16 protein-coding genes and 1 tRNA gene are annotated in these 14,953 nt (G+C 68.6%); 4 read left to right on the top strand and 13 right to left on the bottom strand.

The window, feature by feature from the left end:
* Positions 1-27 precede the first annotated feature (27 nt).
* Positions 28-366 (bottom strand): transcriptional regulator WblA, encoded by a 339-nt coding sequence (wblA, locus tag ACZ5XS_RS12660; protein ID WP_217241406.1) that lies wholly within the window; start codon positions 364-366, stop codon positions 28-30.
* Between the two features lie 408 nt (positions 367-774).
* Between wblA and ACZ5XS_RS12665 the strand changes: the two genes are divergently transcribed.
* On the top strand, positions 775-3,039 hold the full coding sequence (locus tag ACZ5XS_RS12665; protein WP_468650481.1) for a transglycosylase domain-containing protein: 2,265 nt from the start codon (positions 775-777) through the stop codon (positions 3,037-3,039).
* 149 nt (positions 3,040-3,188) lie between these two features.
* On the opposite strand, the gene ACZ5XS_RS12670 is transcribed toward ACZ5XS_RS12665, so the two are convergent.
* Positions 3,189-3,653, bottom strand: coding sequence for a GatB/YqeY domain-containing protein (locus tag ACZ5XS_RS12670; RefSeq protein ID WP_217241408.1), 465 nt, complete (start codon positions 3,651-3,653; stop codon positions 3,189-3,191).
* Between the two features lie 94 nt (positions 3,654-3,747).
* On the opposite strand from ACZ5XS_RS12670, the gene ACZ5XS_RS12675 reads away from it, so the two are divergent.
* From ACZ5XS_RS12675 to ACZ5XS_RS12685, 3 genes are all read left to right on the top strand, one after another.
* On the top strand, positions 3,748-4,674 hold the full coding sequence (locus tag ACZ5XS_RS12675) for a metallophosphoesterase (RefSeq protein WP_468650483.1): 927 nt from the start codon (positions 3,748-3,750) through the stop codon (positions 4,672-4,674).
* A gap of 266 nt (positions 4,675-4,940) precedes the next feature.
* Positions 4,941-5,696, top strand: a complete 756-nt coding sequence (locus ACZ5XS_RS12680) for a Pr6Pr family membrane protein (protein ID WP_468650485.1) — start codon at positions 4,941-4,943, stop codon at positions 5,694-5,696.
* Positions 5,697-5,730: 34 nt separating this feature from the next.
* Positions 5,731-5,804: transfer RNA gene (locus tag ACZ5XS_RS12685), tRNA-Pro, on the top strand.
* A 119-nt stretch (positions 5,805-5,923) separates the two neighbouring features.
* Here ACZ5XS_RS12685 and ACZ5XS_RS12690 read toward each other — a convergent pair.
* From ACZ5XS_RS12690 to ACZ5XS_RS12740, 11 genes are all read right to left on the bottom strand, one after another.
* Positions 5,924-6,487 (bottom strand): hypothetical protein, encoded by a 564-nt coding sequence (locus ACZ5XS_RS12690; protein WP_468650487.1) that lies wholly within the window; start codon positions 6,485-6,487, stop codon positions 5,924-5,926.
* 85 nt (positions 6,488-6,572) lie between these two features.
* Positions 6,573-7,754 (bottom strand): site-specific integrase, encoded by a 1,182-nt coding sequence (locus ACZ5XS_RS12695; protein ID WP_468650489.1) that lies wholly within the window; start codon positions 7,752-7,754, stop codon positions 6,573-6,575.
* A gap of 74 nt (positions 7,755-7,828) precedes the next feature.
* On the bottom strand, positions 7,829-8,038 hold the full coding sequence (locus tag ACZ5XS_RS12700) for a helix-turn-helix domain-containing protein (protein WP_468650491.1): 210 nt from the start codon (positions 8,036-8,038) through the stop codon (positions 7,829-7,831).
* Positions 8,039-8,254: 216 nt separating this feature from the next.
* Positions 8,255-9,430, bottom strand: a complete 1,176-nt coding sequence (locus tag ACZ5XS_RS12705; protein ID WP_468650493.1) for a DUF3631 domain-containing protein — start codon at positions 9,428-9,430, stop codon at positions 8,255-8,257.
* Complete coding sequence (locus ACZ5XS_RS12710) at positions 9,427-9,783, bottom strand: hypothetical protein (RefSeq protein ID WP_468650495.1); 357 nt, start codon at positions 9,781-9,783, stop codon at positions 9,427-9,429. Before ACZ5XS_RS12710 ends, ACZ5XS_RS12705 begins: the two co-directional genes overlap by 4 nt.
* Complete coding sequence (locus ACZ5XS_RS12715; protein WP_468650497.1) at positions 9,780-10,670, bottom strand: bifunctional DNA primase/polymerase; 891 nt, start codon at positions 10,668-10,670, stop codon at positions 9,780-9,782. The genes ACZ5XS_RS12710 and ACZ5XS_RS12715 overlap by 4 nt, the downstream gene beginning before the upstream one ends.
* The gene (locus ACZ5XS_RS12720) at positions 10,667-11,374 is read right to left on the bottom strand and encodes a DNA methylase (RefSeq protein WP_468650599.1); all 708 of its coding nucleotides are present in this window, start codon (positions 11,372-11,374) and stop codon (positions 10,667-10,669) included. Before ACZ5XS_RS12720 ends, ACZ5XS_RS12715 begins: the two co-directional genes overlap by 4 nt.
* Positions 11,375-11,512: 138 nt before the next feature.
* Entirely contained in the window at positions 11,513-11,974 is a 462-nt protein-coding gene (locus ACZ5XS_RS12725; RefSeq protein WP_468650499.1) for a hypothetical protein, read from the bottom strand.
* A 12-nt stretch (positions 11,975-11,986) separates the two neighbouring features.
* Complete coding sequence (locus ACZ5XS_RS12730) at positions 11,987-12,181, bottom strand: hypothetical protein (protein WP_073492950.1); 195 nt, start codon at positions 12,179-12,181, stop codon at positions 11,987-11,989.
* A 14-nt stretch (positions 12,182-12,195) separates the two neighbouring features.
* Positions 12,196-12,456 carry a hypothetical protein gene (locus tag ACZ5XS_RS12735; protein WP_468650501.1) on the bottom strand — a complete coding sequence of 87 codons (261 nt, stop codon included), beginning with the start codon at positions 12,454-12,456 and terminating at the stop codon, positions 12,196-12,198.
* A gap of 140 nt (positions 12,457-12,596) precedes the next feature.
* A complete protein-coding gene (locus ACZ5XS_RS12740; protein ID WP_468650503.1) occupies positions 12,597-14,825 on the bottom strand; it encodes a cell division protein FtsK in 2,229 nt (742 codons plus the stop codon).
* Positions 14,826-14,953: the final 128 nt, after the last annotated feature.

The following is a 14,953-nucleotide window of genomic DNA, read 5'->3' on the forward strand; positions in this document are numbered from 1 at the left end:
CGATTCCGATGCCCGAGGGCGCTGCCCTCAGCTCACCGCCGCGTAGCTCTCGTACACCTCGTCGTCGTCGAGGGGCAGGATGCCGACCCCCCGCTCGTATTCCGTACGCGCGGTCTCAAGGAGCCGGCGCCATGAAGTGACCGTGGGACGCCTGCGCAGCAGTGCGCGGCGCTCCCGCTCCGTCATTCCTCCCCACACGCCGAACTCGACGCGGTTGTCGAGCGCGTCGGCGAGGCACTCCGTGCGCACCGGGCATCCGGTGCACACCGCCTTGGCCCTGTTCTGCGCTGCTCCTTGAACGAACAGTTCATCCGGATCGGTAGTGCGGCAGGCCGCCTGCGCACTCCAGTCGACTACCCAGCCCATACCGGCGCCGTCCTCTCCCGAATCGAGGCTCCCCCACGGCGGCAGCGGCATATTCACCGCCGCCAGGTCAGGACGTTACGGAAGGTGGGCACAGCGCAACACCCCCTTCGGGCCCAATCTTGAATGGCCCGAACGGACTATGGGTAAGCGGCAGATCACCCGGGGGAGTGAGCCCGCGACATACATGACTGTTCCGGCAAACCAGGACAGTTGTATTGCGTCACAACGGGCACCAGGTGACACACGAGGTGGATTCGGACACGTCCCCGTCAAAAAAGTCGGGGAACCTCCGGAACGATTCGGGGTCGCCGGACGTATTGATACGTAGCCCTACGGCTGTGACAGTTGAGAGCAGCTTAGGCCAAGGCATATACGCGTGTCCGGCGAATGAGAACGTAGGCTGCCCCTATGCCAAACAAGCGCTCGGGCGGTGGTCTGTCCTCCACGCAGCAGGCCGCCAAATTCCTCGGTGTCAGTGTGCTCGCGGGAGCTGTCATGGCCGGCATCGCGCTGCCCGCGGCCGGTGCGCTGGGTCTTGCGGCCAAGGGGTCGGTGGAGAGCTTCGACGAGCTCCCGGCCAATCTGAAGACACCGCCGCTGAGCCAGCGCACGACCATCCTCGACGCCGACGGCGGCCAGCTCGCCACCGTCTACTCGCGCGACCGCACGGTGGTCGGCCTCAAGAACGTCTCGCCGTACATGCAGAAGGCGATCGTCGCGATCGAGGACTCGCGCTTCTACCAGCACGGCGCGATCGACCTGAAGGGCGTCCTGCGCGCCCTCAACAAGAACGCGCAGAGCGGCGAGGTCTCGGAGGGCGCGTCCACTCTCACCCAGCAGTACGTGAAGAACGTCTTCGTGGAGGAGGCCGGCGACGACCCGACCAAGGTCGCGCAGGCCACCCAGCAGACCCTCGGCCGCAAGATCAACGAGTTGAAGCACGCGATCCAGGTCGAAGAGGAACTCGGCAAGAAGAAGATCCTCGAGAACTACCTGAACATCACGTTCTTCGGCCAGCAGGCCTACGGCGTCGAGGCCGCGGCCCAGCGCTACTTCTCGAAGTCCGCCAAGAACCTGAACCTCCAGGAGTCGGCCCTCCTCGCCGGCATCGTCCAGTCGCCCAGCCGGTACGACCCGGTCAACGACGAGACCGAGGCCACCAAGCGCCGCAACACCGTGCTGCGGCGCATGGCCGAGGTCGGCGACGTCTCCCAGGCCGAGGCCTCCAAGGCCATGGAGCAGCCGCTCGGCCTCAAGATCAGCCAGCCCAAGAACGGCTGCATCACGGCCGTCCAGGGCGCCAGCTTCTTCTGCAAGTACGTGGAGCGGGTCTTCCTCAGCGACCCGGTCTTCGGCAAGTCCCGCGAGGAGCGGGCGAAGGTCTGGAACCAGGGCGGCCTGACGATCCGTACGACCCTCGACCCGCAGGCGCAGAGCTCGGTCGAGGATTCACTCAAGGACCACATCAACCAGAGCGACAAGGTCGCCGCGGCGGCCACCCTCGTCGAGCCGGGCACCGGCAAGATCGTCGGGATGGGCCAGTCGAAGCCGTACGGCTACGGCAAGAACGAGACCGAGTACAACTACTCGGTCGACGCGGCCTACGGCGGCTCCAACTTCGGCTTCCCGACCGGTTCGACGTTCAAGCCGTTCGTGGCGGCGGCGGCCCTGGAGGAGGGCCGGCCGCCGATGCAGGAGTACTCGTCGCCGTACGAGATGGAGTACCCGAGCCCGGTCCAGACGTGCGACAGCAGTCCGTGGACCAACAGGCGCGGCGAGAAGCTCGAGAACGAGACCGAGTCGGAGGTCGGCCCGTACCGGCTGAAGGAGGCCATGGCGAAGTCGGTCAACACCTACTTCGTGCAGATGATCTCCGACATCGGCCTGTGCCCGGTGGTCAACGTGACCGACAAGCTCCACGTCCGGCAGGGCAACGGCGACAAGATCCCCCAGACGCCCTCGATCGCCCTCGGCTCGATCGGCCTCTCCCCGCTGACGATGGCGAGCGCGTACGCCGCCTTCGCCTCCCGCGGCATGTACTGCACGCCGATCGCCATCGAGTCGATCACGCAGAAGATCGGCGACGAGCAGAAGTCGATGGAGGTGCCGAAGTCCACGTGCTCGCGGGCGATGAGCGAGAAGACCGCGGACACGGTCAACACGCTCCTGCGCGGCGTGGTCGACTCCGGTACGGGTCAGCAGGCCGGCCTCACCGACCGCCAGAGCGCCGGTAAGACGGGTACGACCGACGAGCGGCGGAACGCCTGGTTCGTCGGCTACACGCCGAACATGTCGGGCGCCGTCTGGGTCGGCAGCGCCACCCAGAAGGTCAAGATGAAGAACATCACGATCGGCGGCGTCTACCGCCCGCTCGTCTACGGCGGCGAGGTCCCGGGCCCGATCTGGAAGGACGCCATGGCCGGCGCCCTGGAGGGCAAGAAGACGGAGTCCTTCAACCTCGTCAGCATCCCGGACCCCCCCAAGGACCGCGGTGACGGCGACGGAAACGGGAATGGCAACGGAAACGGCAACGGAAACGGCAACGGCGACAACGACGGGGACAACGGCGACGAAGGAGCCACCGACGGCGGCGGCACCTTCCCGGATCCCACCTTCTCCATCCCGGAGGGCTTCTTCCAGGGCAACGGGAACGGCAACGGCGGCCGCGACTGACGCGGTGACCTGAGAACGGGCGCGGCCCCTTTCTCCCGTACGGACTGATGTCGTACGAGGAGAAAGGGGCCGTTCGCGATGTGGGAGGGGGCCGGGGGACCGCGTCTCGGACCGGCGTGCACGGCCGCCGGCGGTCTGCCCCCGGGCGATCAGCCCGCCAGGAGCTTCTTGACCGCGGCGGCGACGCGCCCGCCCTCGGCCTGGCCCGCGACCTTCGGGTTCACGATCTTCATGACGGCGCCCATGGCCCGCGGCCCCTCGGCGCCCGCCGCCTTCGCCTCCTCGACGGCCTGGGCGACGATGGCGTCCAGCTCCTCGTCGCCGAGCTGCTGGGGCAGGTACGCGGCGAGCACCTCGCCCTCCGCCTTCTCCCGCTCGGCCGACTCGGCACGACCACCCTGCGCGAACGCGTCCGCGGCCTCACGGCGCTTCTTCGCCTCGCGGGTGATCACCTTCTGCACTTCGTCGTCGGAGAGCTCGCGCTTGGTCTTGCCCGCGACCTCCTCCTTGGTGATCGCGGTGAGCGTCAGCCGGAGCGTCGAGGAGCGGAGCTCGTCGCGCCCCTTGATCGCGGCGTTGAGGTCTTCCTGCAACTTCGACTTGAGGGTGGTCATGAGTGTGATTGTCGCAGGTGTCGCATCCCGCACGCCCGTTCATTTAGCGGGCGGTCGGGCACGGGGCACGCGCCGGGTCTGACACGATGGACGTATGCGCTCGCGATATGGAGTACCCCTGGGAATCGTGGCGGCAGGCACCGCCGGTCTGGTGTACGCGGCGGGCTTCGAGGCCCGCTCCTTCCGCCTCCGACGGGTGACCGTCCCCGTCCTCCCCGCCGGGATGCGCCCACTGCGCGTGCTCCAGGTCTCCGACATCCACATGGTCGGCGGCCAGCGCAAGAAACAGCGCTGGCTGCGCTCGCTGGCAGGGCTGCGCCCGGACTTCGTGATCAACACGGGCGACAACCTCTCCGACCCGGAGGGCGTGCCGGAGGTGCTGGACGCTCTCGGCCCACTGCTGGAGTTCCCGGGCGCGTACGTCTTCGGCTCCAACGACTACTACGGCCCCAAGCTCCGCAACCCGGCCCGGTACTTGTTCGAGAAGGCCCAGGGCCGCCACGGCCTGAACGGCAACGCGCCCGCCGTCAACGCGGTCCACAACCCGTGGGAGGACCTGCGGGACGCCTTCGACGGCGCGGGCTGGCTGAACCTCACCAACACCAGGGGCACGCTGAAGATCGAGGGCGCCTCGATCGAGCTGACCGGCCTCGACGACCCGCACATCAAGCGGGACCGCTACGCGCAGGTGGCGGGCGGCCCGTCCGGCGGCGCCGACTTCTCGATGGGCGTGGTGCACGCGCCGTACCTCCGCGTGCTCGACTCCTTCACGGCCGACGGCTACCCGCTGGTCCTGGCCGGCCACACCCACGGCGGCCAGCTCTGCCTCCCGTTCTACGGCGCGTTCGTCACCAACTGCGACCTGGACACGGACCGCGTGAAGGGCCTGTCCACGCACACGGCGGAGGGCCGTACCTCGTACCTCCACGTCTCAGCGGGCTGCGGCACGAACCGCTACACGCCGGTGCGGTTCGCGTGCCCGCCGGAGGTGACGTTGTTGACGCTGGTGGGGCGGGAGTAGTCCCGCTGGGCGGTGGGGGTAGCCCCGCTGTCGCGATGGGGCGGCGTGAGTAGTCCCGTTGCTGGCGATGGCGCGGCGTGAGTAGTCCCGTTGCTGGCGATGGGGCGGCGTGAGTATCCCGCTGTTGGCGATGGGGCGGCGTGAGTATCCCGCTGTTGGCGATGGGGCGCGGGTTCAGTCGTGTTACCGATGCGGGGCCCGGCGGAGGTTAACCCACACGGACCGCCCGCATCGCCCCTTTTGTCCACCCTGCCTAGCGTGAGGGCATGACCGCCCCGATACCCAGGGACATCCCGGACCTGCCCGCACTCCCGGGTGTGCCCGCGCTGCTGCCCTCGCCCGTCCCCGCCACGGCGGTGGTGCCCCGCGTACGCCGCCCCCTGGCCGCCGTCTACCGCCTGCTCGTCGCCCTGGTGGCGGCCACGGCCGTGACGATCGACCTGCTCCTCGGCAGCCCGATCCGGATCCTGAGCAACTTCACGACCCAGAGCAGCGTCCTGCTGGCGCTGGTCATGGTGCTCTCCGCCCGCCGGGCGTGGTCGGCCCGCCACCCCCTGCCGTCCGCCCTGACGGGCGCGGCCCTCCTCTACGTCACGATCACGGGCCTGGTGTACCACCTGCTCCTGGGCGAGGCGGCCACCCCTTCCGGCTGGCACGCGATCACCAACCAGGTCCTGCACACCGTGGTCCCCCTCGCGGCCCTCCTGGACTGGCTTCTCCTGACCCCATCCGGCCGCCTCCACCTGCGCCAGGCCACCACGTGGCTCCTCTACCCCCTGGCCTACCTGCTCTTCTCCCTGACCCGCGGCGAACTGATCCCACCGGGCACCCCGGGCCGCTACCTCTACCCGTTCCTGGACGCCGACCTCCACGGCTACAAGAGCATCCTGGCCAACGCTCTCCTCCTCGGCCTCTCCTTCTACGCCCTCGCCGTCCTCCTCGTGGCGCTCGACCACGCCCGCCCGAACCCCGTCCGCCACCGCGCGAAAACCGGATTTCGTCTCCAGCCACCGGTGGGCTAAAGTAAACGACGTCGCCGCGACGAGCAGCGACAATCGGGGTGTAGCGCAGCTTGGCAGCGCGCTTCGTTCGGGACGAAGAGGTCGTGGGTTCAAATCCCGCCACCCCGACGCTGGTCAGAGGGCCAATCGCATGATCGCGATTGGCCCTCTGTTGTGCTCGGGGGCCAAACAGGGGGCCAAACGAGTTCAATCAGGCCGGCGCGCGGCCCTCTCCCCAGAGGACTGCCTCAGGGCAGTAGAGGTCCAGGCGGAGGTAGGCGGCTACGCACTTCCGGCGGGATTCCCCCAGGCAGTAGGTCGGCGGTTGCGAGGCGTTCTGCAGCTGTGAGATGCGGGTCGCACATGGTCATGATCGTGTGCATCACCATCTGCGAGTCGTAGGGGGACTGCGCCATCACCATGCCGACATGCAGGAAACCCATGCCCAGCGCAAAAAATTCGTAGACGACACCCGGGTCACCCTCGATCTGAAGATCCTTACAGGCGTCGTCGAACTCGCTTCGCTGACTGCGACAGAGCTCGGCCAGTTCACTGCGCTCGGTATCGTTCAAGTTTCCGTAGTCGAGTGCGGCGTTGAAGAGAGTTTCGAAGTAAACCCTGGCCGCTCCAAGAGCTCGGGCGTAAGTCTCGCGACGCTGTTCCCTGAGCCACTGTTCATGCGCGGCCGTGGCCTGCCGATCAGCTTGATATACAGCACCCTTGAATGCGATGCGTGCAGCCCCCCATGCCGCACCGGCACCAATGACGGCGCCACCAAACGCCCCTACCAGGCCCGCTATGGCATCGTCCATGCCACCCCCAGTCGCCCTCTGATGAGGGTACCGACAGTGGGCAAAGCCCGACGCTTCATTGCTTTGATCAGCCGGACACTGCTAGCTAGCCGCCTGCACCCACCCCTTCCTGATCTTCGGCGAAGATGTCGTCCATCGCTTCAGCCCCCTCCGTGATCACGGGTCGGAGCTGCTTCCGGTAGACCGCTTCTGTCGTGGCTTGGCTGCTGTGGCCGACCAGGAGCGCGATGCGCTCCAGCGGAATGCCGTGATCGGAGAGCAGGGACACGAAGCTGTGTCGGAGCTCCCGCGGTGTCCACTCCGGCTTCAGCCCGGCTTTCTTCACGATGGCCTTGAAGTCGCGCCGAACGTTGGCCGCGTCGAGCGGCTCTCCGCTCCGGGTCGTGAAGACGCGGCCGGTAGGAGTCCACCCCATCCCTCGCGATGCCCGCTCCTGTTTCTGCCATCGCATGTGCTCTTTGAGGACGTCGACCACCTGCTTTGGCAGAGCGATGGTCCTGCGGCTCTTCCTGGTCTTGGTCTCACCGTGCTTACGGACCGAGCGCCACACCGCGACGTGAGGCGGAGCCCCGTCCTTCGGCTCCAGGAAGACGTGATCCCAAGTGAGGGGGCGCGCCTCTTCCGTACGAACGCCGCTAAGGAGCGAGAGGACGAGGTAGGCGTACAGCCTCGATGGTCGCGCGGCGATGAGCACGGCTTTCGCCTGCTCCAAGTTGAGTGCCTTGCTGGGACGGCCGGGACGCCCCTCTGGTGCGGTGACGAGTAGGGCGACGTTCCGCGCGGCCTTGTCTCGGCGCTGAGCGTGCGCGATGGAGCGGCGCAGGATGGCGAGCAGGTCGCGCAGACTTCGCGTCGCGAGGAATTCAGCCCTGTCGTCCAACCAGTCGTCCACATCATCCGCGCTGAGTTCCTTCAGCTTGGCCTTGCCGATGAACGGGATGAGATGTTTGTTCGCCATCGATCGGTTCTTGCCGATGGTGCCCTTCTCGTCGCGCCCCTTCAGTCCGCGCTCCAACCAGTCGTTCACCGCGTCGGCCACGGTGTAGTTGGCCGGCGCCTTGACACCGGTCTGCACCTCCTTCTTCAAGTCCCGGATTTTCTGACGGACTTCGGTCTTCGTCTTGCCGTACACCTTCGGTCGACGACGCTTGCCGTTCGGGCCGTGTCCCAGGGAGACGGCCCCCACGAAACTCTTCTTGGCCGGGTCCCAATAGATGGTGTCCGCACCATGGCCCGCCCTTGTGGCGCGCTTTGGGGTGTCGGTCATGCTCTGTCATGCCTCCATAGGACAGGGCCGCGCCCTGAAGGACGCGGCCCTGTGAAGCTCGGGTGATGGGAAGTTCAGGCAGTGCCTTCTGCCTCGCGCTTGAGGAGTTCGACGTACCGCTCGATGTACTCCGGCGGCACGAGACGGCGACGGCCGATGCGAACGGTCTGAAGTCGTCCGAGGCGTATCTCCTCGTAGACCATCGAGCGTCCGATCCTGAGAGCCTTGGCCGCCTCTTCGGGGCGGTAGAGGAGTTGTTCGGCAGGTTCAGCAACGGTGGCCATGCGGCGGTGCCTCCTCGGCAGGGCTCCGGGGGCGGTGGCCCCTTCCTGTCAGGTCCGCTACTTCCGCTACCTCCGCTACCTCCCTGGTCAGGGGCATGAACCAGGTAGCGGATATGAGTAGCGGTAGCGGATGGAGCCGCTACCGGCCCCGGGTTCGTGGCCGCGGGGCGGGTAGCGGATGGGGAGTTGCGGTAGCGGATGCGGAGCGGCTTGCCGCTACCCGGAAACCGCCTCTGAGCTGCCCGGTAGCGGAGGTAGCGGAAGTAGCGCACTTTCCGCGGGGGGTGGGCAGTAGCGCTGCCACGCGTCGTGCAGATCGCTCGCGTAGTAGCCCTTCATGACGCTCCCGCCTGCCTTGATGTTGCGGGCCGCGATGGGGGTGTTGTCCGCGGTCATGTACTCCCGCAGCATCCGCGACAACCCGCGGGCATCGAGCGGCTTGCCGCTCATGTCCGCCCACGGCGCCTCTTCGAGGCTGTGCAGCCTGTCGAGGATGGCGACGGTGGGCAGGCGGTCGATGCCGTTGAACACGTAGTCGCGCAGGTCTGTGAGCAGGCGGATGCCGATGCTTCCCTTGTCGCTGGTCTTGGCCGCGTTCACCAGCTCGATGCAGGCGGCGCGGGCCCGCTCCGGCCACGTGCCGCCCGCCGCGTCCGCGATGGCGAGCAAGGGTTCCCAGACGTCCGCGGGCCGGTCGCTGATGCCTTCCGGCAGCGCCGGGAACACTCCGTCGACCAGGTGACGCACGGACTGCGCCCATGCGGCGAGCCGGTCACGCAGCTCGTGGCCCTCCTTCTCATGGATGCGCTGCCGGAACGGCTCAACCCGCTCGTTCGGCGCACGGCGGCGCATGCGGACGATGACCGAGCGGGTCAGGATCGTGTCCGGCAGCGAGCCGAGACCGGCGACCGCGACTCCGCAGAACGACGGGAACTCCTGTACCTGCTGATTGGAGCCGTCGCCCACGCAGCGCCACATGACGCCGGAGCGGCGATGACCGGCGTTCAGGAAGCCACGGAGCTGTTCGTTCTCTCCGGCCTTGGGACCAAAGACGGTGTCGATCTCGTCGAAGAGAATCGTGGGCCGTCCCTCCATCCCGGACACCGCGCGGAAGAGCGCGGAGGCGGAGGCGTTGACCGCGACCATGGGTTGCGGGACGAGGGTTTCCACGATCTCCAGCGCGCGGGACTTGCCCGAACCCGGCTCCGGCGACAGGAACGCGAGCCGCGGTGTGGAGTCGAAGTAGTCGAGCAGGTGCGCGTGTGCGTCCCACAGCGTCACGGCGACGTACGCGGCTTCGAGGGGGAAGATGTTGAAGCGTCGGTGGAAGGCTTCCACCTCATCGAGCAGTGCGGAGCCGTCCATGGCGGGTGCCGGCGGGTTGGCGCTCATGCCGCCTGCCTCCCTTCCTGGTTGGTGCGGAGCGGGCATGTGTCGCGGTGGGCGGTGTGGTCTTCGATCAGGGCGAGCACCTTCGTGTGGCCGACGGCGCTGCGGTCCCTGCCGCACAGGCACTTCGAGGTGGCGGTAGGCACGGCGCCGCGCGGTGCGGAGATGCACAGCCACGCGATCGGGTACCGGCCGTCGCCCCGGTGCGGGTCAGGACGAAGAGCAGTTCGGACGCCCTTGCGGGCGGCGCCTTTCGGCTCGCCCACGGCAGGACCGAGCGCGGCATGTGCGGCGGCGCGCGGGCCGGTCGGGGTGGCGGGGAGGCTCTTCAGTGCATGGCGGGGCAGGGCGCTCATGCCGCCCTCCGCTGACCGTTGCGAGTGATCGACCAGTTCAGACCGCTGCGAATGGTCGCTTCACACGACCGCGGCGACAGACCGGCCTGCTCCCCCGCCCACTGAAGAGCCTCCTCAACCTGCTCCCTGGGAAGGTCGCCCCACGCGATGAACCGCCCCAGGGCTCGCGCCGCCCGCAGTAACGTGGCGTTGCGCTCGCCCTCCGGCGCCTGCCGTACGGACGCGGTTTCCGCGTTCAAGCCCGCTGCGGCGTAGCTGGACGCCCGTACGGACGACGGTGCAGCCATCAGCGCCCGCAATGCCTGACGGTCCGTCAGGCGGGCGTACAGCCATTCCGGCAGCGGTGCGGGCGGCATGTCGTGGACGACCGCGTAGGCGCCCGTGGGGGTGATGCTGCCGGGGGCGACGACGTAGCCACCCCACGCGCGGGTGTCGATGCGCTTGCCGAGCCGTCCGGCCGTGTTGCCGAGCCGGGCACCGGGCGGGGCGGTGAAGTACAGGTGGACCCCGCCGCTCGCAGTTCGCACCATGCGGGTGGTGGGCACGGTCTCCTCGGCGCGCTCGCAGAGCGCCGTGAAGGTCGTCACGCCGCTAGGCGTGTCCGTGCTGCTCTTGCGCTTGGGCATGTCGAGGTCGACGACGACCAGCCCGGACGGTCCGGTCGCGATGCCGATGTTGAACGGCAGGTCACCCCACGCGCGGCGGATGCGGTCCGGGTCGATGGTGGCGCGCTCTTCCCACTTGCGGTGACCGCCAGCGCAGTCCCCGATGCCGGGGCAGACGTCCTCACCATGCAGGGCCGGCCGTTTGTCGCCGGGGCGCAGTGGGAGGACGGCCCACCCGCGCTCCGCGGCGTCCAGGGCGGCGAACAGGAGGTGACGATTCATGCCGCCACCCCCAGGGCAGCGGTCGCGAGGAACGCGCGGCCGATCCACTCCGTGTAGGCGGGCGGGATGGCCTCAGTCAGTTCCTCGCGCACGTCGGTCCACGTGATGCCCATCGCAGCCTGAAGCTCCGGGATGGACGGCTTGCCCCCGCCCTTGCCGTACGCAGCCACGTACGGGCCGTCGTAAAAGCGGCCGTGCCGGTAGCCGCGCACCCGCCCGCGGTGCGGGACGTGCGCTGGCTGCTCGATGATCCAGCCGCCCAACTCGAAGTTGCGGTGCCGGATCACCCCGAGTCCGAACATCTCGCCGCACAGCGTGAGGTCCTTGCGGATCTCGGCACGGCCGTTGGGCTGCTCGATGACGTACGGCAGACCGGTTTTGTCGAGCAGGTCTCGGGTGGGCGCCACGAGGTCTTCGTGGGTTCCGCCCCACCCCTGGGACCGGTTGGTGCCCACGGTCAAGGCGCACTTGTCCTGGCACGGAGGGGAGGCGTGCACGAGCATGTACCGCTCGATGTCCCCAGAGAGGATGAGCGCGGAGAGCCGTTCGAGCGCGTCGCCCCGGTGGTGCGGGAAGGGGTAGTTCGGCCGGTCGGCGATGTCGACACCGTCCACGACAAATCCGGCACGGGCGTAGCCCATGGCGGCGCCGCCAGCGCACGAAAACAAATCCAGCAGGCGCGGCCGGAGTCGGCCGCGCCCCATCGGGGTGGCATGGGCCGGATGGCCCTCGCCGAATGCACGACGTTGGGTCATGCTGGAGATCTCCTTGTTCTGTTGGAGGGACAGGAGAACCGGGGCGGGCGCAGGCTTGTGGTGAGACGGCGCCCGCCTCGGGCGTAGCTAGCCGTGGAAGTGGTTGCGCTTGAAGACGGCCTTGCGGATGTTGAAGGTGTTGCCGCCGCTGTGGCCGCTCGCGCTGAAGACCTGCACGGCGACCCAGCCGCCGAAGACGACGGCGGCGAGGGTGATGAGCTGCGTGATGAGCGCGGTCAGCGCAGTGATGAACGCGGTCAGCAGGAACAGCCCACCGCAGACCGCACCGAAGCCGATGCCCCCGAGGGCGATGTTCACCGCCGCGCGGGAGACGGACGGCTTGGCCGCGACGGGTTCGGGCTTGACGGCTTCGAGGGTGTAGCCGGTGACGACGCGGCCGTCCGGCAGGACGACACTCGTCACCGCAGGGATCGTGCCCGGCTGCACCGGTACGACCGGCGCCGACGGCACCGGGGCGAGCGGAGTGGGCCGGTGGACTTCCACGGTCGCCTCACGACGGCCGGGCACGAGGTTGGCGTGCTCGTACACAGCGAGCCTCCTTCAGTTCCCGAGGGCAGACAAGGCGTCGGCGGACGCCTGCACGAGGTTGTGGATGGGCTCGTACGCGCCGGTCCCGGCGGCGAAGAACCCGAAGAGGAACAACACGATGGCCGCGCCGCCTCCGGCCGACTTGGTCTTGACGGCGAGCGCGGACGCGGCGCCGAACAGCAGCACGGCGGAGATGTTCAGGATCATCGGGAGCCTTCCGGTCAGGGGGTGGTGTTGGCGCCCGCGCGGTAGATGCGGGCCCAGCGGTTGTAGAGCCAGCGGCCGACGCGTATGCGCTTGCCGGTGGCCTTGCAGCGGCGGCAGTCATTGCCGCGCTTCATGCGGCCCTTGCGGTCGGTCTTCATCGCGAAGCCCCAGCCGTTGCACTTGCGGCAGTTGCCGAACGGCGAGGCAGCACACACAGCGACATAACACAGCGTTACGCCAAGAAGCAGGGTGATAGCGAGCAGGGCAGAGGTCATGACAGGCCCTTCGAGGCGGGTTCAGTGGTTTCCGCAGGTGGGCCGCTATCCTCTAGCGGCCTGATCAGAATGGGTTTGGGGCGCTAGCGGGGCCGCTAACGTTAGCGGGGTGTGCCGCTATCGCTAGCGGCCCCGGACGCTCAGCCCGCGTCCCGGTTTCCGTCACGCTCCGCAATCGCGGCGACGATGTGGGAGCGGTCGATGCCGCGCCGGTTGACGACCTTGCCGTTGATGCGGCGGCCCACCTGGATGGTGGAGATGCCGTACGGCTTGAGCGCGGCGGCGAGCGCGTCCGGCGTCCAGCCGTCGTAGACCTCCTCGCGCAGTTCGGCGAGGCGGGCGACGACGGTTTCGGACCACACCTTGGGCTCGTCGGCGGGGATGACGGCGAGGATGTCGCGCAGCAGGTCGTACGCGCTGCCCTCGTCCGGCTCCGGCTCCTCCCCCAGCGCGTGGCCGGACAGTGTGCCGGCCGCTTCCCGGAGCTTGCGGGCGCGGGCCGCGATGCTCTCCGCGTTGGGCGCGTCCACGTACACCGACGACACGATCCGGGCGTCCGACCCTTCACCGACGAAGTAGTGGATGCCCTTGTCACCCCAGGCGAACATGGTCGCGCGTACACCCCGCTTGTACGCGGACGTGCCGAGCACCATGTCGTTTTCCAACTGCCCCATGACCTTGAGGCAAAAGCGGGCCGACGCGTTCGCGGAGATGCCCGTGGGCAGCGCCTTGGCGTCCGGGCGCTGCGTGGCGAGCAGCAGCACGATTCCGGTGGCGGGACCGCGTTTGACCAGGTCAGTGCAGATCTCTTCGAGTTCCTTGCCGTACTTGTCGTGCTCGAACCAGACCTGGCACTCATCCACGCCGACGACGATCGGGTGCAGTCCCAGCGACTTCTTGTTCGCCAGCTCGGACGTCACCTTGGACTCGGGGCAGATGTCCCGCGGCAGAGAGCGGATCATCTTCGCCCTACGCCGCAGTTCCTCGCGCAGCGCGCGCAGGTCGCGCACCGCGTATTCGATGTCCTCCTCTTCGTCCCCGGCACGGTGACGGTGGGCGACGCGCTCGCCGACTGGGTCAAGGTCACCGGTGCCCTTCAGGTCGTACGTGTGCAGCTCTGCCCGCGGGTCCAGCGCGGCGATGAGCAGCAGCAGGCGGAGCAGGAAGGTCTTGCCCATGCGCGGGATCGCGCCGATGACGGCCGCGATGTACATGAGCGTGATCTCGACCCAGCGTCCGCGCTGGTCAGTGCCGAATGCGACCGGCTTGAACAGGTCCGTACTGCCGGACTTGAGCAGCGGCCACGCGGGCTTCTTGGCCTGGGACATGTCCTGATCGCCGACCCACAGCACGAGGTGGCCGGTGTGCTCGTTCGGCACCGCCTCCGGCCACACGCAGCCCAGCGGGCGGCGCAGGCCGGACGCCAGGCGTTCGCGCCGCTCGATGATGTCCGTGACCGTCACGCCGTACGGGAGGTTGCCCTCCGCCCGCCACCCCGGACCGTCGCGGGTGATCGGGGCGGTGAACTCGAACCCGTCCCGGCCCTTGCTCTGCGCCTGGTTGATGGCGGGGATACCCAGCGCGCCGAGCGCGCGCAGCACGATGTCCGACGTGAGCTTGACCGCCGTGGGCAACTCCACCGCGCGGTGGATGACCGGGGCGTCCGCCCGGCGGCCGGCGGACCCGAGCGCCATCACGACCGCGCCGACCGACAGGGCCTGAAGCCAGTCGGGGGCGAGCACGTAGATGGCGAGCGCGGAACCGAGCCCGATGAACATCGCGAGCACCGCGACGAGGGTGCGCAGTCGGACCCGTCCGTCGCGCTGCCGCGACAGCTTCAGGTACTCCGCCGCGTCCTCGCGCCGCACCGCGGCGAGTCGGACCGGCTCGCCCTCGCGGTCGGCCATCCACCGCAGCGTGCCGCCCACGAACTTCGCGGCACCGGACGGCGCCTGAAGCGTGAGCCGGACGGCGTAGACCGGCGAGCGCAGCGCGTGATAGCCGACCGAGTGCGCGTAGTGGCGTGCCACCCACGCCGTGGCGGTCCGCAGTTCCGCCACGGACTGAAGCCACAACGGAACGACCGGACGGCGCTGCGCGGCGAGCAGCCGACCGAGGTAGCCCGGACCGGCCGCCTTGGCGGTCGGGAGGTCGACCAACCGGCGGGCGGTCGGGTCGCCCGACTCGGCGCCCGACCGACCGGTCTCGGGGTCGGCCGACGGGTCGGAGTCGGGTCGGGTAGTCGGGTCGGCCGACTGGTCGCGGGCCGACCGTGCCTTGTCGAGGTCGACTACCTCGCCGCCGGAGTCGGCCGCCATGTCAGCTTCGAGGCGGTGGAAGAGTTCGTTCTCGTCGTCGGGGTGCTTCACTGAAGGTTCCTTCCAATGGGAGGCAGGGCGGGGTCCGGCCGTCGCTGTAGGAGGTGGGCGGACGGACCCCGCACGGCGGTGCTACGGGGGTGGCATGGGGAAATCTGAGTTCAGGACGCGGCCGTGCA

The sequence above is a fragment of the Streptomyces sp. NPDC033131 genome, from assembly GCF_055578365.1.

Coding starts and splice junctions, on each gene's coding strand:
- ACZ5XS_RS12705 (WP_468650493.1), bottom strand. CDS start 9,430: ATGAGCGCCAACCCGCCGGCACCCGCCATGGACGGCTCCGCACTGCTC.
- ACZ5XS_RS12675 (WP_468650483.1), top strand. CDS start 3,748: ATGCGCTCGCGATATGGAGTACCCCTGGGAATCGTGGCGGCAGGCACC.
- ACZ5XS_RS12695 (WP_468650489.1), bottom strand. CDS start 7,754: ATGACCGACACCCCAAAGCGCGCCACAAGGGCGGGCCATGGTGCGGAC.
- ACZ5XS_RS12670 (WP_217241408.1), bottom strand. CDS start 3,653: ATGACCACCCTCAAGTCGAAGTTGCAGGAAGACCTCAACGCCGCGATC.
- ACZ5XS_RS12690 (WP_468650487.1), bottom strand. CDS start 6,487: ATGGACGATGCCATAGCGGGCCTGGTAGGGGCGTTTGGTGGCGCCGTC.
- ACZ5XS_RS12665 (WP_468650481.1), top strand. CDS start 775: ATGCCAAACAAGCGCTCGGGCGGTGGTCTGTCCTCCACGCAGCAGGCC.
- ACZ5XS_RS12730 (WP_073492950.1), bottom strand. CDS start 12,181: ATGATCCTGAACATCTCCGCCGTGCTGCTGTTCGGCGCCGCGTCCGCG.
- ACZ5XS_RS12720 (WP_468650599.1), bottom strand. CDS start 11,374: ATGGGGCGCGGCCGACTCCGGCCGCGCCTGCTGGATTTGTTTTCGTGC.
- ACZ5XS_RS12680 (WP_468650485.1), top strand. CDS start 4,941: ATGACCGCCCCGATACCCAGGGACATCCCGGACCTGCCCGCACTCCCG.
- ACZ5XS_RS12710 (WP_468650495.1), bottom strand. CDS start 9,783: ATGAGCGCCCTGCCCCGCCATGCACTGAAGAGCCTCCCCGCCACCCCG.
- ACZ5XS_RS12735 (WP_468650501.1), bottom strand. CDS start 12,456: ATGACCTCTGCCCTGCTCGCTATCACCCTGCTTCTTGGCGTAACGCTG.
- ACZ5XS_RS12715 (WP_468650497.1), bottom strand. CDS start 10,670: ATGAATCGTCACCTCCTGTTCGCCGCCCTGGACGCCGCGGAGCGCGGG.
- ACZ5XS_RS12700 (WP_468650491.1), bottom strand. CDS start 8,038: ATGGCCACCGTTGCTGAACCTGCCGAACAACTCCTCTACCGCCCCGAA.
- wblA (WP_217241406.1), bottom strand. CDS start 366: ATGGGCTGGGTAGTCGACTGGAGTGCGCAGGCGGCCTGCCGCACTACC.